This window comes from Allobosea sp. RCC_152_1 (assembly GCF_041360765.1).
Lineage (GTDB): Bacteria > Pseudomonadota > Alphaproteobacteria > Rhizobiales > Beijerinckiaceae > Allobosea > Allobosea spartocytisi.
Genome location: NZ_JBFUPU010000001.1, coordinates 95841 through 117208, shown reverse-complemented (window position 1 = coordinate 117208; position 21368 = coordinate 95841). Strand labels below are relative to the sequence as shown.

Here is a 21368-nt window from a genome sequence, read left to right as displayed (position 1 = left end):
GGGTCCTTTCAGGCGTTTCCGTCGTCGGGTCTGTCAGGGATTGGCCGGGCGCAGCAGCTTGCGCACCGAGGAGGAGGCCACGACCGTGTCGCGCGTGGCGAAGGCCTCGTGGTTGGTCTCGATATCGTCGAGGTCGTAGCGGTAATTCACCATCACGCCATGCGACTCGCGCAGGCCCCGCGCCGAGAGATTGCCGCCGACATTGACGCGCTCCAGCCGCGCGCCATTGCCGAGATGGAAGCGCGCGACCGGGTCGATGACGCGCCCCGAGCTCCCCCGTGCGCGCAGCAGATATTGCGCCGCCATCTGGCCGAGCAGCTTGTCGCGACGCGCCTTGGTCGCGTCGTCGAGCGAGATGGTCTCGCCGGCCGGACGGCCCAGCTCCGCGCGCTCCTCATTGGTGAGATGGAACGCGCCGGGATCGGCGGCGATGCCGGAAAGCCAGCGGGCGAAGCCCGGCACCGGCGAGAGCGTGACGAAGGTGTCAAGCCCCGGCAATTCGCGCTTGAGGTCCTCGGCCACCTGCTTGATCAGGAAATTGCCGAAGGAAATGCCGCGCAGGCCCTCCTGGCAGTTCGAGATCGAATAGAACACCGCCGTCGTCGCCTCCTGCGCCGGCAGCACCTGGCGCTCCGGCTGAAGCACCTCGCCGATGGTGCGCGGAATCTCGGTCGTCAGCGCGACCTCGACGAAGATCAGCGGCTCGTCGACGAGTTGCGGATGGAAGAAGGCGAAGCAGCGCCGGTCCGCCGGTTCGAGGCGCCGACGCAGATCGTCCCAGCCCTGGATCTCGTGCACCGCCTCGTAGCGGATGATCTTCTCGAGCACATTGGCCGGCGTACGCCAGTCGATGCGGCGCAGCACGAGGAAGCCGCGATTGAACCAGGAGCCGAAAAGGTGCCGGAAATCGGCGTCGACGGCCTTGAGCGCAGGCTCCGCCTCCATCGCCTCGAACAGCGCCTCGCGCATCTGGACGAGGACATGGGTGCCGTCCGGCGCGAGATTGAGGCGGCGCAGCAATTCCTGCCGGCGCGGCTCGGACGCCAGATGCAGGGCCGAGACGGCCGCTGCGTCCGGCTTTTTGCGATAGGTTTCGATGGCCTTGTCGAGCCGCTCCGCATCCGGGCCGAAGCGCTCCGCGAGCAGGTTGAAGAAGGCGAGACGACCGGGCTTGTCGAGGCGTTGCCAGGCGTCGAGCACGGCCTGCGCGAACGCCATGCCGGAGGCCTCGCCCTTGCCGGAGAGAAGATCCTCGCAGAGCCGGTCGATCGGCCGGGCGCCTTTGCCGAGAAAGCGCTCGAAGCCGATCAGCGCACGGCCGCGATCGGCGACGTTGGTCAGGAGTTCGCCGAGAAACGCCATATCCATGCGGGCTCCCAATACTGCCAAGACCGGTTGCTCCGCGATCCTATACGAGTTTCCGCCGGCGCAAACCGCGTCTCAGCGCAGCAGGCTCCAGGCCTTCAGGAAGAAGTCCGGGGCGCCGAAATTCCCCGATTTGAGCGCGACGACCATCGCCGGCCCGTCGACGACGCGGGTCCAGGGCACGCCGGGGTCGATCTCGGGGCCGATCTCCAGCGTGCGAATCCCCAGGCCCAGCACGGTGGCGCCGGAGGTTTCGCCGCCGGCGACGAGCAGGCGCGTGACGCCACCCTTCGACAATAGCCGCGCGATTTCGGCGAAGGCATCCTCGACGACACCCCCCGCCTTCTCACGGCCGAGCTTGTCCTGAACCGCCGCGACTTCGGCCGGGTCGTCGCTGGAATAGAGCAGGAAGGGCTTGTCCGCCGGCTGCGCCAGCGCCCAGGCCGCGAGCCCGGCCGCATCCTGCCGCCCTTCGACCAGTGCGAACGGATCGACCTTGAGCGCCGGATAGCCCGCCGCCAGCGCCGCCTTGATCTGCCCGCGCGTCGCAGTGGAGCAGCTTCCCGAGATGATGCCGCTGCGCCCGGCCGGGGCTTGCAAATCCTGCGGGCCGGGATGTTCCGGCAGGAGGCCGGCCCGGCGGAAATTCTGCGGCAGGCCCATGGCGATGCCGGAGCCGCCGGTCAGCAAGACATGCTCGGAGACGGCATGGCCGAGCGTCATCAGATCCTCATTGGTGAGGGCGTCGGTCACCACATAGCGAACGCCATCGACCTCCAGCTTCGCGAGACGCGCCTTCACCGCGGCAGGGCCGGCGAACACCGTGGCGTAGTCGACCAGGCCGACATCCGTTTTCGCCTGCGCCGCCATCAATCGCATCAGGTTGGAATCGCGCATCGGCGTCAGCGGGTGGTCCTTCATCGAGCTTTCGTGAAGCGGCACGGCCCCGACGAAGAGATAGCCTTGATAGATCGAGCGGCCATTGGCCGGAAAGGCCGGGCAGACGATGGCGAGCTTCGCGCCGAGCCGCTCCATCAGCGCGTTCGCAACCGGGCCGATATTGCCCTCCGCCGTGGAATCGAAGGTCGAGCAGTATTTGAACAGGATCTGCCGCGCCCCTGCCGCCAGCAGCGCCTCGCAGGCGGCCAGCGAGTCGGCGACCGCCTCCGCCACCGGATTTGTCCGCGATTTCAGCGCGACCACCACCGCATCGGCATCGGGCAAGGCGACGCCGGCCGCCGGCACGCCAATGACCTGCACGGTCCGCATACCCGCCCGGTTCAGCATCAGCGCCACATCGGTCGCGCCCGTCATGTCGTCGGCGATCACACCCAGAAGCACGGTTTCCTCCCTCTCGATTTTCTACGTCCTTCTAGCCGGCGCCCACGGCCAGCGCGACCGTCATCGCCGCATCGCCTGCCCGAGTGTTCGGCATGCCGCGGGAGCCGCCCAAAAACCGTGCAACGCCGCCCGGAAATTGGTGCGCCGCAGCGTCGACGGCACCGCGGTTCTGAGTCAACTTGGTCCCGCAAGGAACAAGTTCGCCGATATGGAGCCGGATCGGAGTGCTCGCCCGCTTTCCGAGACGCCTTGAAAAACGACGTTCGAAGAGGGGAAAACCATGAAGCTTCTCAAAGTTCTGGCCGCAGCTTCCACCCTCGCGCTCGCCGCGTGGCCCGGCCTGTCGCCGGCGCTGGCACAGACACCATCGACGCTGCGGATCGGGCTTCAGGAAGACCCGGACATGCTCGACCCGCACAAGGCCCGCACCTTCGTCGGCCGGATCGTCTTCATGGGGCTGTGCGACCGGCTGCTCGACATCACGCCCGAGCTGAAACTCGTGCCGCGGCTCGCCACCTCCTGGGAATTCTCGGCCGACGGGCTGACGCTGACGATGAAGCTGCGGACCGAGGCCAAATTCCATGACGGCGAAGCCTTCAACGCCGAGGCCGCCAAGGCCAATCTCGAACGGGCGATGACCCTGCCCGAATCGCTGCGCAAATCGGAGCTCGCCTCGGTCGACAAGGTCGAGGCGCCTGATCCGGCGACGCTTGTCCTGAAGCTCAAGCGGCCCGACGCCACCCTGCTTGCCCAGCTCACCGACCGTGCCGGCATGATGCTGGCGCCGAAAAGCCTCTCCGGCGACGTCACCGCCAGGCCGATCTGCTCCGGGCCCTACAAATTCGTCGAGCGCGTGCAGAACGACCGGATCGTGCTGGAGAAGTTCAAGGAGCATTGGGAAGCGGACAAATACAATTTCGACCGGATCATCTACCGCTCGATTCCCGACACCACCGTCCGGCTCGCCAATCTGCGCTCGGGCGAGCTCGACATGCTGGAGCGACTGGCGCCGACCGACGTGAAATCGGCCAAGGCCGATGCCTCGCTCAAGGTGACCAGCATCGCCAATCTCGGCTATCAGGGCATCACCATCAACACCAATAACGGCGATGCCGCGAAGCAGCCGATGGGCCAGGACAAGCGGGTGCGCCAGGCGTTCTCGCTCGCCATCGACCGCAAGGTGCTGAGCCAGGTGGTGTTCGAGGGGCTCTACGAGCCGATGAACCAGCCCTTCAACCCCGGCAATTTCTACGTTAGCGGCGACTTCCCCGTGCCGGAGCGCGATGTCGCCAAGGCCAAGGCGCTGCTGAAGGAAGCCGGGCAGCCGAAGGTCACCGCCGAGCTCTTCGTCACCAACAACCCCGTCGATACCCAAATCGGCCAGGTGATTCAGGCGATGGCGCAGGAAGCCGGCATCGATGTCCAGCTCCGCGCGACCGAGTTCGCCAGCCAGCTCCGCGACCAGCAGCAGGGCAAGTTCCAGATGAGCCGCATCGGCTGGTCGGGCCGCATCGACCCCGATGGCAACATCCACCCCTTCGTCACCACGGGCGGCGGGCAGAACGACGGCAAATACTCCAACCCCGAGGTCGATCGCCTGCTCAACCAGGCGCGGACCGTCTACGATCCGGCCGAACGCAAGAAGCTCTATGATGCCGCCCAGAAGATCCTGAACGACGAATTGCCGATCATCTATCTCTACAATCAGACGGTCTTCTTCGCGCTGCGCAAGAACATCGACGGCTTCGTCATCAACCCGGACGGGCTGATCCGGCTGGCAGGGTTGAAGCGCTCGTGAGCCCTTCCCTCGCGCCGACCACGGCGCCATCGTCCCGGGCGGCCGAGGGTCGACCCGGGATCCATCGTAGAGCGCAGTTCCCTATGATGGACCCCGGAATTCCGCTTCGCTGCATCCGGAATGACAAAGCGGTTTCGAGTGCGCCATGCTGACGCTCATCCTGCGACGCATCCTGATCGCGATCCCGACGCTGTTCCTGGTGTCGGTCTTCGTCTTCGCCCTGCAGCGCGCGCTGCCGGGCGACCCCTTCCTCGTCCTCGCCGGCGAGGAGCGCGACCCCGAGGCCATCGCCAGGCTGCGCGAGATCTACCGGATGAACGACCCGGTCTTCGTGCAGTTCTTCGCCTGGCTCGGGCAGGTGGTCCAGGGCGATTTCGGCCGTTCGCTGCGCACCGGGGAGCCCGTGCTCGGCCTCATCCTGCAGAAGCTGCCGGTGACGATCCAGCTCGCCACCGCCGCGATCCTGGTGGCAATCGCGATCGGCATCCCCATCGGCATCCTGGCGGCGCGGCGCAAGGGCACCATCGTCGACTATTCGGCTAGCGCCGTCGCGCTGTCGGGGCTGTCGATCCCGAATTTCTGGCTCGGCATCATGCTGATCCTGCTGGTCTCGGTCTATCTGAAGTGGCTGCCGGCCTCAGGCTACGAATCGATCTTCGTCCACCCCTGGGAGGCGATCCAGCGCCTGATCATGCCGGCCTTCGTGCTCGGCAACGGGCTCGCCGCCTTCCTGATGCGCCATACCCGTTCGGCCATGCTGGAGGTGCTGCGCTCCGACTATGTCCGCACGGCCCGCGCCAAGGGGCTGGACGAGGACACGGTCGTGCATCGCCATGCGCTGCGCAACGCGCTGGTACCGATCATCACACTGACGACGCTGCTCTTCGGCGAGTTGCTGGCCGGCGCGGTGCTGACCGAGCAGGTCTTCACCATTCCCGGCTTCGGCAAGCTCATCGTCGATGCCGTGTTCAACCGCGACTATGGCGTGGTGCAGGGCGTGGTGCTGTGCACCGCCATCGGATTCATCCTGATGAACCTGCTGGCGGACATCCTCTACATCCTCGTCAATCCGCGGCTGAGGGCGGCCTGATGGCATCGATGGATTCCATCTCCTCGGGCGCAGGCACGGCGAGCGGGCTGAAGGCGCGGCCGGGCGTGCTGGCCCGGCTCCTCCACAATCCCTCGGCGCTGATCGGCGGCGGGCTCGTGCTCCTCTTCTTGCTGCTGGCGGTGCTGGCGCCGGTGCTGCCGCTGGCGGACCCGTTCAAGTCGAACTTCCTCGCCATCCGCAAGCCGCCTTCGGAGCTCTACTGGTTCGGCACCGACGAGCTCGGGCGCGATCAGGTGGCGCGGCTGTTCTTCGGGGCGCGCGCCTCGCTGCTCGCCGGCATCGTCTCGGTTCTGATCGCGGTCGCCATCGGCCTGCCCTTCGGGCTCATCGCCGGCTGGTATGGCGGCTGGATCGACATCGTGATCTCGCGCGTCACCGAAGCCCTGCTCGCCTGCCCCTTTCTGATCCTGGCCATCGCGTTTGCGGCGGTGCTCGGCCCCTCGCTGACCAATGCGATGATCGCGATCGGCCTGTCGGCCGTGCCGATCTTCATCCGGCTGGTGCGCGGGCAGGTGATGAGCGTGAAGGCCGAGGATTTCGTCGAGGGCGCACGGGCCGTCGGCGCGCGCGACCTGCGGCTGATGTTCCGCCATGTGCTGCCGAACACGCTTTCGCCGATCATCGTGCAATCGACGCTGTTCATGGCGCAGGCGATCATCCTCGAAGCCGCCCTCTCCTTCCTGGGGCTCGGCCAGCAGCCGCCATCACCCTCCTGGGGGCAGATGCTCAACGTCGCCAAGAACTTCATGGAGCAGGCGCCCTGGATGTCGGTGGCGCCGGGCATCTGCATCTTCCTGGCGGTGCTCGGCTTCAACCTGCTCGGTGACGGCTTGCGCGACGCGCTCGATCCCAGAGAGAATTAGATGACGCCAGCCACGCCCGGCCCTCGCCGCTGACACCGCACCGACCACTTTCCACGACTGGATACACCCATGTTCACCACCCGCCCCGAAATCCTCGGCACCTTCGGTGTCGTCACCTCGACGCATTGGCTCGCGACCGCGTCGGGCATGGCGATGCTGGAGAAGGGCGGCAACGCCTTCGACGCCTGCGCCGCCGCCGCCTTCGTGCTGCAAGTGGTGGAGCCGCATCTCGTCGGCCCGGCCGGCGACATGCCGGCCGTGTTCTATTCGGCCGAGACGAAGAAGGTCGAGACGCTCTGCGCGCAGGGACCCGCCCCGCAGGCGGCAACCATCGCGGCCTACAAGGCACTCGGCCTCGATATGATCCCCGGCTCCGGCCTGCTCGCGACCGTCGTGCCGGGCGCCTTCGGCGGCTGGATGACGCTGCTGCGCGACCATGGCCGGCTCAAGCTGCGCGAGGTGCTGGAACCGGCCATCGGCTATTTCGAGAACGGCCACCCGATGCTGCCGCGCGTCTCGGATTCGATCCGGGAGCTTACCGATCTCTTCACCGGCGAGTGGCCGACGTCCGGCGCGGTCTATCTCCCCGGCGGCAACGTGCCGGAGGCGCGCAAGCTCTTCGCCAACAAGGCCGCCGCCGCGACCTACAGGCGCATCCTCGACGAGGCGGAGGCCGCAGGCTCCGACCGGCAGGAGCAGATCCAGGCCGCCTATGATTCCTGGTACAAGGGCTTCGTCGCCGAGGCGATGGACCGTTTCTGCCGCACGCAGGAGGTGATGGATTCCTCCGGCCGGCGCAACAAGGGCCTGCTCACCGCCGACGACATGGCGAGCTGGCAGCCGACTTACGAGACGCCGGCCTCCGTGACCTATCACGACTGGGAGGTCTTCAAGATCGGCCCCTGGGGCCAGGGTCCGGCCTTCCTGCAGACGCTCAAGATCCTGGAGGGCGTCGACCTTGCGGGAATGGGTCCGGCGAGCCCCGACTTCGTGCATCATGTCGTCGAGGCGATGAAGCTCGCTTTCGCCGATCGCGAGGCCTATTACGGCGACCCGGATTTCGTGACGGTGCCGCTCGCGACGCTGCTCTCGGAGGATTACGCCGCCGGCCGGCGCGGCCTCATCGGCAAGCAGGCCTCGCTGGAGCTGCGCCCCGGCATCGTGCCCGGCTACGAGGCGCAGGTCGCGCATGCGCTGAAGGCGCTCGGCGCCATCGCCCAGCCGACCCAGGGCGGCGCCAGCGTCGGCGAGCCGACCATGGCCTCGATGGTCGCGGCCGGGCGCAAGGGCGACACCGTCCATATCGACGTCATCGACAAATGGGGCAACATGATCGCGGCGACGCCGTCCGGCGGCTGGCTGCAATCCTCGCCGGTCATCCCGGAGCTCGGCTTCCCGCTCAATTCGCGGGCGCAGATGTTCTGGCTGGAAGAGGGCCTGCCGGCCTCGCTCGCGCCGGGCAAGCGGCCGCGCACGACACTGACGCCGACCATTGCCTTCGAGAATGGCCGGCCGCGCCTCGCCTTCGGCACGCCGGGCGGCGACCAGCAGGAGCAATGGCAGCTCGGCCTCTTCCTGCGCCGGGTCCATCACGGGCTCAACCTGCAGGAAGCCATCGACCTGCCGCTGTTCCACACCCAGCATTTCCCCTCCTCCTTCTATCCCCGGACCTCGCGGCCGGGACATCTGATGATCGAGGAGAGCATCGGCGCGGCGGCCTTGGCGGAGCTGGAGCGGCGCGGCCACAGGCTCGAGCGCGCCCCGGCCTGGACGGTCGGGCGCCTGACGGCGGCGGAGACGGGCGATGACGGCCTCTTGCGCGCCGCCGCGACGCCGCGTCTGATGCAGGCCTATGCCGCGGGGCGGTAAGCTCTGCCGGTTTTGCCGTCATTCCGGGCGAAGCGAAGCGCAGACCCGGAAGCCATCGTAGAGCGCCTCGCCCTTCGATGGATCCCGGATCGGTGCGGCTTCGCCGCTTGTCCGGGATGACGGGGAAGACTGAGATCGACCGGATAACGAGGAACCGCATATGACCTGGTCCATCGTCGCCCGCGACGCCGCCACGGGCGCCTATGGCGTCGCCGTCTCGACCTGCGCCTTCGCCGTCGGCGCGCGCGTGCCCTATGGCGGCGGCCGGATCGGCGCCATCGCGACGCAGGCCTTCGTCAATCCGCTCTATGGCGTCGACGGGTTGAAGCTGCTGCAGGAAGGTCGCTCGGCTCTCGAGATCGTCGCGACGCTGACGGCGGCCGATGAGGGCCGTGCCCATCGCCAGCTCCATGTCATCGACCGCGACGGCAAGATCGCCGCTCACACAGGCGCGGCCTGCATCGACTGGTGCGGTGCGGTGGACGGGCCGCAGGTCTCGGTCGCCGGCAACATGCTGGCGGGGCCGGAGGTCGTGCAGCAGACGCTGAAGGCCTATATCGCGGCATCCGGCCTCGATTTCGACGAACGGCTCCTGGTCGCGCTCGAAGCCGGCGAGAAGGCCGGCGGCGACAAGCGCGGCCGGCAATCAGCCGCCATCCGCATCTGGAACGGCGAGCCGGTGCCGAGCTTCGACATCCGCGTCGACGATCATCCCGATCCGCTGGCGGAGCTGCGTCGGCTCTGGCGGGTGGCGCATCAGCGCTCCGTGCCGTTCCAGCAGGCCTCGCCCTCGCGCAGCCGCCCTGCCGGCGTCACCGACAGGGCCGAACTCGACCGGCTCTGCGCGGAATACGCGGCGAACTGGAACGCGCGGCATCCGGAGAGCTGAGCCGCGGAGCGCATTCTCGCCAAGCCTGTCGCGTGATAAGGTGACGTTTCGTCACCCTGTCATCCAATAAGCGGGGAATGCGATGGCCGATCGGGACAACGAAGCCCTCCAGAAGCGCATCGCCACGCTGGAGACGCAGGTCGCAGCCTTGCTGCAGGCGATTTCGGCAGACCGGGGCGGCAATGTCGTCATCAACGCGCCGGGCTCTCTGACCGTCAATTGCGGGCTCGGGATCTCGCTCACGGCCGGCAGCGCGATGACGCTGACCGCAGGCGCCAACCTTGCCGTGATCGCAGGCGCCAATGCCAGCCTCGTTGTCGGCAACCGTCTGCGCATCAGCAGCGGCCATGAAGCCTCGTTCGAAACACGGAGCTTCAACGTCACCGCGGCCGTGGGCTGCAAGATCGATAGCGGACAGAGCCTTGCCGTCACCTCCGGCAAGGAGATGACGGTCGCGGTCAGCAAGACGCTTCTGGTCGAAAGCGCCAACGCGATGGTGCTGAAAAGCGGCGATGCCAGGCTGGATCTGAAGAAGGACGGCAGCGTCGAGCTTCACGGACGGGACGTCACGCTCAAGGCCTCCGGACACCTCGAAGCCAAGGCGTCCGGCCATGTCACGATCAAAGGATCGAAGATCCTGCAGAATTGAGCCTGAGCATGTTCAAGCGAAGCGGCCGCCGCTTCACTTGAAGAAAATGCGGATGCGCTTCAGTCAGGTCAGCTTCCCGCGCGCCGCGACCGGCAGTTCCCCGATCAGCTTGTCGCCGCGCACCGTGATGAGGCGGTCGACCATGTTGACGACGACGCAGACATGGTTCGGCACGACACGCACGACCTCGCCGACGACGGGACGCTCGTTCGTGCCGGAGAGATCGAGGAAACCGTGCTCCTCGGCGAATTGCGCAATCTTCGCGCGAGGATATTCGAGGATCAGCCCGTGGCCGTCGAGGCCGCCCTTGTCGCTGGTCAGCGTCTTCGAGCCGGAATCGAGGATGCCGCGCTCGGGCGCCGCCCGGCTCACCACCGTGGCGTAGACGGTCAGCGCGCAATCATCGAGGGTCGCGACCCCGGCCGCCATCTGCATGCGGTCGTTGAAGATCGAGGTGCCCGAGCGATGCTCGGTCGCGCCCTTGAGCTTGCCCATGTTGGGGATGTTGGGCGAGCCGCCGGTCGAGACGATATCGGCCTTGAGGCCGGCATCGCGCAGGCCGGCATTGGCGGTGTCGAGGAAAACCTGCGTGCGCTCCCAGCCATCCTCCGGCGGGTACATCAGGAAGCCGGCGAAGCGCAGGCCGGGCGACGCCGCGACCATCTTCGCCAACTCGACCGCCTCGTTCGGGGTCTCGACGCCGGCGCGCTTGCGGCCGGTGTCGCATTCGATGACGACTTCCAGATCACGACCCGCGATCTCGCCCGCGCGCGGCAGGCCAGAGATGGTGACGGGGTTGTCGGCGGCGACGATCATCCGGACGCGGCGCTGCAGGGCGCCGAGGCGGCCCAGCTTCTCCTCGCCGAGGATGTTGTAGCTGATCAGGATGTCGTCGATGCCGCCATCGGCCATCACCTCGGCCTCGCCGAGCTTCTGGCAGGTGATACCGCGCGCGCCGGCCTCGACCTGGAGCCGGGCCAGCTCGGGCGATTTATGCGTTTTGATATGCGGGCGGTTGGCGACGCCGGCCGCATCACAGGCGGCCTGGAGACGGGCGATGTTGGCATCGACCTTGTCGAGGTCGATCACGACGGCAGGGGTGCCGTAAATGCGGGCGATCTCGGCCGCAAGAGGGGTCGCGGCCGGCTGCTCGACGGCCCTGGAGGTGGTCGCGGTCACGCTCATGGATGCACCTTGACGATAACCTCGATCTCGACGGTCATCCGGTTCGGCAGCGAGCCCATGCCGACGGCCGAGCGGGCGTGGCGGCCCCGGTCGCCGAGTACGGCGACGAACAGGTCGGAGCAGCCATTGATGACCTTGGGATGATCCGAGAAATCCGGCGCTGCATTGACCATGCCGAGCAGCTTGACGATCTCGACCTTGTCGAGGGAGCCCGCCGCCTTCTTCATCGCCGCGAGCAGGCCGAGGCCGGTCTGCTTGGCATGCTCATAGGCCTGCTCGATCGTGACGTCGGCGCCGACCTTGCCGGTCGGATAGGTGCCGTCGGCGCGCTTGGGACCCTGACCGGAGAGATAGATCATGTCGCCGACCTGCTTGAAGCTGACATAGGTCGCGACCGGCGTCGGCACCTCCGGCAGGGTCAGCCCCAGTTCCTTCAGCCTGTCATCGGCGCTCATGGCATCTTTCTCCTCAGTCCTTCCGACGCCTGTCGCGTCAGTCCTTCAGGTCGCGGCGCATATAGCAGGCCGCTTCATCGTAAGTCGCCAGCTTCCCGGCCAGCGCGGGCTCTTCGACAACGGCAAATCCCTGACGCCGCCAGAAGCTTGTAGAGCCGTTCACCGCCACCAGCGAGAGGCTTCGGTAGCCGGCCTGCCCGAGCCGGCGGGCGAGCTCCGCGACGATCCGGCCGCCAGCCCCCGCTCCGCGTCCTTCGGGCAGCACAGCGAGATCGTGCAGATACCAGTTCGCCTGACCGTCCGGAACGGCGCCAAGCCGGGAGTTGAGCGCAGGGATCTCGCCGGCCGGCCAGGGATGGCTGACCAGATAGCCGAGCAGCGCCCCGCCCTCGCCCTCCAGGACATGGCAGCCTTCGCCGGCAAGCCGCAACCGCTCGGCGAAGACGGCTTCGTCCTCGGGATAAGCCGCGTGGACGACCGCCGCGATCCGCATCACGGCCGGCAGATCGGCAGGCGCCATGCGGCGCCAGCCCGTTTCGCGTGACATGAAAGTTACGCCGCGACCTTCGGGAACTTGCTGGTCCGCTTCGGGTGCCACCACTTGCCCTTGAGCACGACGCCCTCGGAGACGAACTTCCTGTCGCCGATCAGATGCTCGCCGACCACGTCGACATAGTCGAACTTGCCTTCCTTGATCGTCAGGATGGTCGCGTCGCCGAGCGAGCCGACCTTGAGCGAGCCGTATTCCGGGCGCTTCAGCGCCATGGCGGCGTTCACCGTCGAGGCCGCGACGACATTGTTCAGGCTCATGCCCATGCAGAGGAATTTCGACATGGTAGTGACCTGGTCGAAGGCCGGGCCGTCGATGCAGAGCTTGTGAACGTCCGACGAGATCACGTCCGGCTCGAAGCCGTTGGCGAGCATGGCGCGCGTCGTCTTGAAGGAGAACGAGCCCTTGCCGTGGCCGATATCGAAGATCACGCCGCGCTTGCGGGCGGCCACCACCTCCGGCTTCACCGTGCCCTGCGCCGTGCAGGGGGCGTTCGGGAAGGGCCTGAAAGCGTGGGTGAGCACGTCGCCCGGCCTGAGCATGGCAAGGACTTCCTCATAGGATGGCGGCGGATGGTCGATATGGCACATCAGCGGCATGCCGACCTCTTCGGCCACCTGCAGCGCGATGTTGAGCGGCTTGGTGCCCTGGTCGCCCGAGGCATGCAGGCCGACGCGGACCTTGATGCCGACGATGTAGTCGCGGTTCTTGTCGGCGACCTCGGCGCAGTCGATCGGGTTCATCATGCGCATGTCGCCGCTCTCGCCGACCATGACGCGATGATCGAAGCCGTAGATGCCGGCATGCGAGACGTGGAGATAGGCGAGGATGCGCGCCTGGCTCGGCTCGATGACATGCTTGCGGAAGCCCGCCCAGTTGCCGGGGCCGGCCGAGCCAGTGTCGACCGAGGTGGTGACGCCCGACAGGCGGCAGAACTCGTCGGCGTCGATGCCGAGCGAGGTGCCGCCCCAATAGACATGGGTGTGCAGGTCGATCAGGCCGGGCGTGACGATGTAGCCGGAGACGTCGCGGATCTCCTTCGCCCCCTTCAGATCCTTGCCGAAGCCGGAGACCTTGCCGTCCGTGAAGGCGACGTCGAGGATGCCGTCATGCTTCTGCGAGGGGTCGATGACCCGGCCGCCTTTGAGGATAATGTCGTGGGTCATCGAAACTACTCCGCAGGCCATTGAGCAAAGGCGATGGCGACGCCGTTCAGAAGGTGGAGGCCGGCCCCTGCCGGACGATAGAGAAGGCGCGCCCGAAATACAGATGCAATTCGGGAATGAAGAGTTGCGAAATCGTCGGGTCCTGGATCGGCGTGTATTTCGCACCGCCATCGCGGACGTCGGCACCGCCGAGATAGGCGGTCAGGCCGCGGCCGCGAAAGGCGTCGATCCGGTCGGTGAGCCTTGCGACGACGATGACGCCGCAATCGCCCCATTCATAGGGAATCGCGAAATAGAGCTTGGCGGCGTAGCTCAGCGTGGCCTCGCCCAGGCCCTGGGCATAGCGCGCCATGGTCGCCGAGCGGCCCGCCACGCTCCTGACCTTGCTGAAGACCTCGAGATCCGCCCACCAGCCGCCGGCAGCGGCGCGCAGCGGATCGCTGGCGAAGCGGGCCGCATCGCAGAAGCGGTAATAATTCTGGCCGACGCTCAGATGGACGCGCTGGACATGCGACATGCCGCCGTTCTGGCCCTGCGCGGAGAAGCCGCGCGCCGCCTGCTCATAGGCGGAAAGCTTGGGTGGGGAAAAACAATCCCGGTTCAACGGGTCGGGCGACACGGGCTCTATCCTCTCAGCAAAGGCCCGGCCCCCTTGCGCTCGACGATCATGCCGTAAGCCTGCGGCTCGCGATGCTTCGCGAAGTTGAAGGTCGAGGCCTTGTAGCTCTTGCCGAGATCCATGTCGCAACGGGCGATGACGAGTTCGTCGCCTTCCGTCACGGCCTGCGCCACGACCTCGCCGGTCGGGGCGATGATGCAGGAGCCGCCGATCTGGTCGACACCGGCCTCCGGCCCCGCCTTGGCGACGCCGACGACCCAGCTGGCGTTCTGATAGGCGCCGGCCTGCATCACGAGCTGGTTGTGGAAGTTTCCAAGGCGGTCATGGTCGGGTGCGGGCGGGTTGTGCTTGGGCGTGTTGTAGCCGAGCACGATCAGCTCCACGTCCTGCAAACCCATGACGCGGTAGCTCTCGGGCCAGCGCCGGTCATTGCAGATCATCATGCCGATATGGGCGTCCATCGTCCGCCAGACCGGCCAGCCGAGATTGCCGGTCTCGAAATAGCGCTTCTCGAGATTCTGATACGGCGCGTCGGGCCGATGCTCCGGGTGGCCGGGCAGATGGATCTTGCGGTACTTGCCGACGATGGTGCCAGTCTTGTCGACGAGGATCGCGGTGTTGAAGCGGCGCTTGCGCCCTTCCTCATGGGCGAGCTCGCAATAGCCGAGACGGAAGCCGATGCCGAGGCGCTTGCTTTCCTCGAACAATGGCGCCGTTTCGTTCGAGGGCATCGCCGTCTCGAAATAGCTGTCGATCTCGTCCTCGTCCTCCATCCACCAATGCGGGAAGAAGGCGGTGAGCGCGGCCTCCGGATAGACGACAAGATCGACGCCGTGCTCCTTCGCCTGCCGCATCAGCGCGATCATCCGGGCGACGGCCGAAGCCCGGCTTTCGTCGCGCTGGATCGGGCCGAGCTGGGCTGCGGCGACGGTCAGGATTCGGCTCACGGCGGAAGGCTCCGGATAATGGGGTGACAGGCTCGAAAACCACTGCCGGCGCGTCAAGCGCCGGCAGTGGTTGGCGGGGGTTGCTTCAGCGGCAGGGCTACCGCTTCAGAGCCGCTTGGCGATGCGCGGATCGAGCGAGTCGCGCAGGCCGTCGCCGAGCATGTTCACCGCGAGCACGGTGATCGAGAGGAAGACGGCCGGGAACAGGATGATGTGCGGCCTGACCTGCCAGAGCGCCCTGCCCTCGGCCATGATGTTTCCCCAGGACGGGGTCGAGGGCGGCACGCCCGCGCCGATGAAGGAGAGGATGGCCTCGACGATCATGGCGCTGGCGCAGATATAGGTCGCCTGCACGCTCATCGGTGCGAAGGTATTGGGCAGGATGTGCTTGATGATGATGCGCGGCGCGCGCGCGCCGTTGGCCACCGCCGCCTCGACATAGGGCTGCTCGCGCAAGGACAGCACCACGCCGCGGACCAGCCGGGCGACGCGCGGAATCTCGGCGACGGTGATGGCTAGGATGACGTTGCCGATCGAGCCGCGCGTCAGCGCCATCAGCGCGATGGCGAGCAGGATCGGCGGGATCGACATCCAGCCGTCGATGATGCGCATGACGATGCCGTCGGCCCAACGCATGAAGCCCGCAAAGAGGCCAATGGCGAGCCCGGCGACCGAGGCCAGGATCGCCACGCTGAAGCCGACGAGCAGCGAGACGCGCGCGCCGTAGATGACGCGCGAATAGATGTCGCGGCCGAGCATGTCGGTGCCGAACCAGTAGAGCTCCGAGGGCACGCGCGTGCGCCGGCTGGGCGAGATCGCCGTCGGGTCGACGGTGCCGAGCAGCGGCGCGAACAGGCCGATGAGCGCCATGAGGACGAGGAGCCCGCCGCCGATCGCGACCGAGGGGTGGCGGCGCAGATAGCGCCCGAAGCGGACGAGCTTGCCGGGCCCGGCGGGCTTCGCCGGGGCTGCGGGGGCGGCGATACCGTTCGCCGGAATGGGATGCTGCAAGGTCAATAGCGGATCCTCGGGTCGACGAGGGTGTAGGTCAGGTCGATCAGCAGGTTCACGAGCACGTAGACCAGGCTGAACATCAACACGACGCCCTGGATGACGGGGTAGTCGCGCCGCAGGATGGCATCGACGGTGAGCCGGCCGAGACCGGGAATGGCGAAGACGCTCTCGGTGACGACGGCGCCGCCGATCAGCAGCGCGATGCCGATGCCGATGACGGTGACGATCGGCACCGCCGCGTTCTTGAGCGAGTGCAGGAAGAGCACGTCCTTCTGCGCCACGCCCTTGGCGTTGGCGGTGCGGACATAGTCCTGCTGCAGCACCTCCAGCATGGTGGCGCGGGTGATGCGCGCGATCAGCGCGATATAGACCAGCCCGAGCGTCACCGCCGGCAGGATCAGGTTCTTGAGCCAGGGCCAGACGCCCTGCGAGAGCGGCGTGTAGCCCTGCACCGGCAGCCAGTCGAGCTTCAGCGCGAAGATCCAGGCGAGCAGATAGCCGACGACGAAGACGGGCACCGAGAAACTCAGGACGGCGAAGGCCATCGCGCCCTTGTCGATCCAGGTGCCGGCCTTCCAGGCGGCGATCACGCCCATCGGAACCGCGATCACCACTGCGAAGATCAGCGTCAGCACCATCAGCGAGAGCGTCGGCTCGACGCGCTGGGCGATGAGCTGCGTCACCGGCAGGTTGGTGAAGATCGAGGTGCCGAGATCGCCTTGCACGACCCGCCACGACCATTCGCCGAAACGGACCAGATAGGGCCGGTCGAGCCCCAGGCTGGCGCGGATGCGCTCGACATCGGCCGGCGAGGCCTGGTCACCAGCGATGATCGCCGCCGGATCGCCCGGCGCGATGTACAGCAACGAAAACACGAACAGCGCAACGAACGCCATCACCGGGATGGTCGCGACGATGCGTCTGACGACGAATGCAAGCATGGGGCTGTCCGAACCTCGTTCAAGTCTGACCAGGGGCCACGGCCGGAACGGATGTCCCGGACGCAGCAGGGTGAAGCGTCGAGGCGGCCACTGCCGCCCCCGCCATCGTCAGGCCTTCGACACACCCCAGAAGAAGGGCAGCGGGCCTGAAACCACGCCCGAGACGTTCTTCCGCCAGGCCTGATAGCCGAGGTAGAAGCCCGTGGGCGCATAGACGACATTCTCGACCGCCGCCTTGTTGAGGCGGCCGAGCGCCGCCTTCTCCTCGGCGAGGTCCTTGGCGTTGAACCAGTTCGTCACCTCGGTCTCGACCGCCGGCACGTCGGGCCAGCCGAACCAGGCCTTTTCGCCATTGGCGCGGATCGCGGTGTAGGCGGCCGGATTGATGCAGTCGGCGCCAGCATGCCAGGTGTGGAACATGCTCCAGCCGCCCTGCCCCGGCGGCGTCTTCTGGGCGCGGCGGGCGCCGACGGTGCCCCAGTCGGTCGCGACGAAATCGACGTTCATGCCGATGCTCTTCAGCAATTCGGCGGTGACGTCGCCCATCGACTTGGTCGCCGCCATGTCCTGCGCCACGACGCAGACCACCGGCTCGCCCTTGTAGCCGGACTCGGCCAGGAGCTTCTTGGCGGCGGCGACGTTCTTCGCCTTCATCATCTCGCCGCCCTCCTCGGTATAGAGCGGCGTGCCGGGCGTGAAGAAGCCGCCCAGCTCCTTCCAGAGCTTGTCGTCCTCGCCGACGAGGGCGCGCATGTAGTCTTCCTGGTTCAGCGCCGTCATCACCGCCTGGCGCACCTTGACGTTGTTGAAGGGCGGGAAGAGGTGGTTCATGCGGAAGGAGCCGATATTGCCGAGCGGATCGCCGATATCGACATTGATGTTGGCATTGCCCTTGAGCACGGGCACGAGATCGGAGAGCGGCGTCTCCCACCAGTCGACCTCACCGTTCTGCAGGGCTGCGGCCGCCGTCGCGGGATCGGGCATGATGACCCATTCGACGCGGTCGACGAGGATGTTCTTGCCGCCGGCCAGCCAGTCCGCCTTCTCGGAGCGCGGGACATAATCAGTGAACTTCTCGAAGACGGCCTTGGCGCCGGGAACCCATTCGTTCCGGGCGAACTTCATCGGGCCGGAGCCAACGAATTCGGTGATCTGCGTGAAGGGGTCGGTCTTGGCGATGCGCTCCGGCATGATGAAGGAGCAGGGCGCGTTGTTCTTGGCGAGCGCCAGCAGCATCTTCGGGAAGGGCTGCTTCAGCACCCATTTCCAGCTCCGGTCGTCGACTGGCGCAAGCTCGACCTGGATGGCACGGAGCATCAGCCCCATCGGATCGCGGGCGGACCAGCGCACCAGGCTCTGGACCACGTCCCTGGCCAGGACCGGCGTGCCGTCATGGAATTTCAGGCCCGGCCGCAGCTTGAAGGTCCAGGTCAATCCATCGGCCGAGACTTCCTCGGACTCGACCATCTGGCGCTGCGGCTGGAACTTGGAATCAATGCCGTAGAGCGTGTCCCAGACCAGCGCCGCGGCATTGCGGACGACATATTGCGTCCCCCAGATGGGGTCGAAATTGGCGAGGTTCGCCTGCGGTACGAAGCGCAGGGTCTTGGCCGCCGCGCCTTGCGCCAGGGCCGGCATCGCCAGCCCCCCTGCCGCGGCAGCAACGCCGGCACCGGTCGCGGATTTCAGAAACGTCCTGCGATCCATCATTCTCTCCCCTGTGTGGCAACCTCTGAGCGGGCGGCCTTGGCGCGAGTTTGGGCAGAAAAACTCTCCCTGACAACACGCCGAAGACGCTCCTTCAGGCAGCGCGGTCGCCTGCAGGGTTCGTGCCAGAGCGGCGCAAAACGACGAAAGGGCCGGAATATCCGGCCCTTGGCGTTGGATCGCGCGGCAAAGGAGCGACCGCAGAAAAAAAGCCGGTTAAATCGGTTTGATCGGCTGATCGACGCGGGCGAAGGGTTTTGCCTGTTCGAAGGCGGCAGCCGCCCGCAACACCAGCGCATCGCGCCCGAAAGCGCCGACGATCTGCAGCCCCGCCGGCAGCCCGGCCGCGGTCAGGCCGCAAGGCACGGAGATCGCCGGCTGCTGGGTGAGGTTGAAGGGGTAGGTGAAGGGCGTCCAGCGGGTCCAGTCATCGCCATAGGCGCCATGCTCGGGCGTGTTGCGGCCCACCGAGAAGGCCGGCAGCGGCAGGGCCGGCGTGAGCAGCAGGTCGAAGCGGGCGTGGAAGCGGGCCATGCAGAGCGCCAGTGCGTTGCGCTGGTTGAGCAGCGCATCGACATAGGCCGAGGCCGGAATGCGCTCGCCTTGCCCGGCGACGGCGACGAGGCCCGGATCCATCCGCGCCCGACCGGCAGCATCGGTGTCGCGCAGTGCCAGCGCCGCGCCCGATGCCCATAAGGTGATCAGGGTTTCGATCGGATCGGCGAAGCCGGGATCGGCCTCCTCGACCGTCGCGCCGAGCTCGGCGAAAAGCTGTGCCGCTGCGCTCGTCAGCGCCGCGATCTCGGGATCCACCGGCACGTCGAGGCCGAGCCGCGGCGACCAGGCGACGCGCAGGCCCCTCAGCCCGCCCTTGAGGCCGTCGACATAGTCCGGCGGCCTTCCCGTCATCGCCGTCATGTCGCGCTCGTCGGGCTGGCCGATCACCTGCATCGCCAGCGCCGTATCGGTCACCGTGCGGGTGAGCGGGCCGAGATGGGCGAGGAAGCCCATGGTCGAGATCGGCCAGGCCGGCACGCGGCCATAGCTCGGCTTGAGCCCCACGACGCCGGTGAAGGCGGCAGGGATACGGACCGAGCCGGCCCCGTCGGTGCCGATATGGATGCAGCCGAGATTGAGCGCCGCAGCCGATGCCGCTCCCGCAGAAGAGCCGCCCGGCCCCGTGCCGATGTTCCAGGGATTGCGGGTGATGCCGGTGAGCGGCGAATCGCCGACACCCTTCCAGCCATATTCCGGCATGGTCGTCTTGCCGAGAAAGACGGCGCCGGCTTCACGCAGGCGGGCCGTGGCCGGCGCATCGTCCGGGAAGGGCGCGTCGGAGGCCACGGCGGAGCCGCGCCGCATCGGCCAGCCGGCGACGGCGATGTTGTCTTTGATCGTGACCGGCACGCCGTCGAGCGGGCCGGTCGCCTCGCCCTTGAGCCAGCGCGCCTGAGACGCCTCAGCCATGGCGAGCGTCGCCGCCTCGTCGCGATGGACGAAGGCGTTGATCTGCGGCTCGAAGCGCTCGATGCGGGCGAGCGCGTCCTTCGCGACCTCGACCGGCGATACATCCTTGCTGGCGTAGAGGGGGCCGAGCTCGGCGGCCGAGAGCGAAGCGATCGTCGTCATGCGAGAGATCCTCAGGCGTTCGCCACGCGCCAGGCGGTGGCGAGCAACACATTGGCGCCGGCGACCATGTCTTCGTCGGTGCTGAACTCGGCCGGGTTGTGCGAGAGCCCGCCGATCGAGGGGATGAAGACCATGGCGGTCGGGCAAAGCCGCGCCATCATCTGGGCGTCGTGGCCGGCGCCGGAGATCATGCGCCGGATCGGCAAGCCGAATTCGCCCGCGCTGCGTTCGACCTCGGCGATCAGCTCTTCGGCGAAGGGCGTCGCCGGGAAGCGGGCGAGGTCGCGGAAGGCGATGGCGATGCCGTCGCGCTCCGAAAGCTCGGCGCAGAAGCGGCGCACCGCCTCCTCGGCCTGGGCGAGCGGCGCATCCTGCGGATTGCGCAGGTCGAGCGTCATCACCACCGTCTCGGGCACGACGTTGACGTTGCCGGGCTGCACGCGGATGACGCCGGAATTGGCGAGCTGGTGCGGGATGGTCTTGGTCAGCTCGTTGGCAAAGATATTGATGCGCGCAGCCGCCAGCCCCGGATCCTTGCGATAGGCCATCGGCGTCGTGCCGGCATGGCTCGGGCGGCCCTTCAGCGTCAATTCCAGCCAGGTGATCGCCTGGATGCCGGTGACGGCGCCAAGGCCGCCGCCCTCGTTCTCGAGAACCGGCCCCTGCTCGATATGCATCTCCAGATAGGCATGCGCGGGCAGGAAGCCGGGCCGCTCCGCGCCTTCATAGCCGATGCGCTTCAGCTCGGAACCGAGGCCGACGCCTTCGGAATCGACTTCGCGGTGGGCGGCCTCGACGCTCATCCCGCCGGCCCAGACATAGGAGCCGAGCATGTCGGGATGGAATCGGGCTCCCTCCTCGTTGGTGAAGGCGATGACGGCCATGTCGCGCTTCGGCGTGAGGCCGGCATCGCGCAGGGCCGCCAACACCTCGACGCCGGCCACGACGCCGAGCGCGCCGTCGAAGCGCCCGCCGGTGCCGACCGTGTCGATATGCGAGCCCATGATGACTGCGGGACCATCCTCCAGCCCCTTCAGGATGCCGACGATGTTGCCGATCGCGTCGATGCGCACGTCGAGGCCGAGCGTCTCGAGCTGGCGGACGAGCCAGTCGCGGCCCTGCCTGTCCTCATCGGTCAGGGCGAGACGGCGGCAGCCGCCCTCCGGCGTCGCGCCGATGCGCGCCAGATCCGCCAGCCGCGAGGTCAGCCGCGCGCCGTCGATCCGCAGATTGGTGCTCATGAACGACAACCCTCCTTGCCTAGCGCGAG

General features: G+C 67.2%; 19 protein-coding genes. 6 read left to right on the top strand and 13 right to left on the bottom strand.

Going from position 1 to position 21368, the window contains the following annotated elements:
• Positions 1-33 precede the first annotated feature (33 nt).
• Both AB6806_RS00545 and otnK read right to left on the bottom strand, forming a co-directional pair.
• Complete coding sequence (locus AB6806_RS00545; protein ID WP_142020249.1) at positions 34-1368, bottom strand: malonyl-CoA decarboxylase; 1335 nt, start codon at positions 1366-1368, stop codon at positions 34-36.
• A 72-nt stretch (positions 1369-1440) separates the two neighbouring features.
• Entirely contained in the window at positions 1441-2706 is a 1266-nt protein-coding gene (otnK, locus tag AB6806_RS00540; RefSeq protein ID WP_142020248.1) for a 3-oxo-tetronate kinase, read from the bottom strand.
• 280 nt (positions 2707-2986) lie between these two features.
• On the opposite strand from otnK, the gene AB6806_RS00535 reads away from it, so the two are divergent.
• The 6 genes from AB6806_RS00535 (at position 2987) to AB6806_RS00510 (ending at position 9885) form a co-directional block, all read left to right on the top strand.
• Positions 2987-4504 carry an ABC transporter substrate-binding protein gene (locus AB6806_RS00535; protein WP_112763374.1) on the top strand — a complete coding sequence of 506 codons (1518 nt, stop codon included), beginning with the start codon at positions 2987-2989 and terminating at the stop codon, positions 4502-4504.
• A 145-nt stretch (positions 4505-4649) separates the two neighbouring features.
• Positions 4650-5594: an ABC transporter permease gene (locus AB6806_RS00530; RefSeq protein WP_038361297.1), complete on the top strand. Its 945-nt coding sequence runs from the start codon at positions 4650-4652 to the stop codon at positions 5592-5594.
• A gap of 8 nt (positions 5595-5602) precedes the next feature.
• Positions 5603-6478, top strand: coding sequence for an ABC transporter permease (locus AB6806_RS00525; RefSeq protein ID WP_142020247.1), 876 nt, complete (start codon positions 5603-5605; stop codon positions 6476-6478).
• A 69-nt stretch (positions 6479-6547) separates the two neighbouring features.
• Positions 6548-8347, top strand: a complete 1800-nt coding sequence (locus tag AB6806_RS00520; RefSeq protein ID WP_142020246.1) for a gamma-glutamyltransferase family protein — start codon at positions 6548-6550, stop codon at positions 8345-8347.
• A 160-nt stretch (positions 8348-8507) separates the two neighbouring features.
• Positions 8508-9236 carry a DUF1028 domain-containing protein gene (locus tag AB6806_RS00515; protein WP_142020245.1) on the top strand — a complete coding sequence of 243 codons (729 nt, stop codon included), beginning with the start codon at positions 8508-8510 and terminating at the stop codon, positions 9234-9236.
• An 82-nt stretch (positions 9237-9318) separates the two neighbouring features.
• A complete protein-coding gene (locus AB6806_RS00510) occupies positions 9319-9885 on the top strand; it encodes a DUF2345 domain-containing protein (protein WP_038361293.1) in 567 nt (188 codons plus the stop codon).
• 63 nt (positions 9886-9948) lie between these two features.
• On the opposite strand, the gene AB6806_RS00505 is transcribed toward AB6806_RS00510, so the two are convergent.
• The 11 genes from AB6806_RS00505 to AB6806_RS00455 all read right to left on the bottom strand — a co-directional run bounded on the left by AB6806_RS00505 (position 9949) and on the right by AB6806_RS00455 (position 21339).
• Positions 9949-11070 carry an alanine racemase gene (locus AB6806_RS00505; RefSeq protein ID WP_142020244.1) on the bottom strand — a complete coding sequence of 374 codons (1122 nt, stop codon included), beginning with the start codon at positions 11068-11070 and terminating at the stop codon, positions 9949-9951.
• Positions 11067-11525: a RidA family protein gene (locus AB6806_RS00500; protein ID WP_038361290.1), complete on the bottom strand. Its 459-nt coding sequence runs from the start codon at positions 11523-11525 to the stop codon at positions 11067-11069. The genes AB6806_RS00505 and AB6806_RS00500 overlap by 4 nt, the downstream gene beginning before the upstream one ends.
• Positions 11526-11562: 37 nt before the next feature.
• Complete coding sequence (locus tag AB6806_RS00495; RefSeq protein ID WP_370953896.1) at positions 11563-12072, bottom strand: GNAT family N-acetyltransferase; 510 nt, start codon at positions 12070-12072, stop codon at positions 11563-11565.
• 5 nt (positions 12073-12077) lie between these two features.
• On the bottom strand, positions 12078-13241 hold the full coding sequence (locus AB6806_RS00490) for an amidohydrolase/deacetylase family metallohydrolase (RefSeq protein WP_142020243.1): 1164 nt from the start codon (positions 13239-13241) through the stop codon (positions 12078-12080).
• A 46-nt stretch (positions 13242-13287) separates the two neighbouring features.
• Positions 13288-13860, bottom strand: a complete 573-nt coding sequence (locus AB6806_RS00485) for a hypothetical protein (protein WP_370953895.1) — start codon at positions 13858-13860, stop codon at positions 13288-13290.
• Between the two features lie 5 nt (positions 13861-13865).
• Entirely contained in the window at positions 13866-14807 is a 942-nt protein-coding gene (locus tag AB6806_RS00480) for an N-carbamoyl-D-amino-acid hydrolase (protein WP_370953894.1), read from the bottom strand.
• 105 nt (positions 14808-14912) lie between these two features.
• Positions 14913-15824 carry an ABC transporter permease gene (locus tag AB6806_RS00475; protein WP_038361276.1) on the bottom strand — a complete coding sequence of 304 codons (912 nt, stop codon included), beginning with the start codon at positions 15822-15824 and terminating at the stop codon, positions 14913-14915.
• Complete coding sequence (locus AB6806_RS00470) at positions 15821-16762, bottom strand: ABC transporter permease (protein ID WP_038361273.1); 942 nt, start codon at positions 16760-16762, stop codon at positions 15821-15823. Before AB6806_RS00470 ends, AB6806_RS00475 begins: the two co-directional genes overlap by 4 nt.
• A gap of 108 nt (positions 16763-16870) precedes the next feature.
• Positions 16871-18469, bottom strand: a complete 1599-nt coding sequence (locus tag AB6806_RS00465; protein WP_112763366.1) for an ABC transporter substrate-binding protein — start codon at positions 18467-18469, stop codon at positions 16871-16873.
• A gap of 216 nt (positions 18470-18685) precedes the next feature.
• Positions 18686-20098: an amidase gene (locus AB6806_RS00460; protein WP_142020240.1), complete on the bottom strand. Its 1413-nt coding sequence runs from the start codon at positions 20096-20098 to the stop codon at positions 18686-18688.
• 11 nt (positions 20099-20109) lie between these two features.
• Positions 20110-21339, bottom strand: a complete 1230-nt coding sequence (locus tag AB6806_RS00455; RefSeq protein WP_142020239.1) for a M20 family metallo-hydrolase — start codon at positions 21337-21339, stop codon at positions 20110-20112.
• Between the last annotated feature and the right edge of the window lie 29 nt (positions 21340-21368).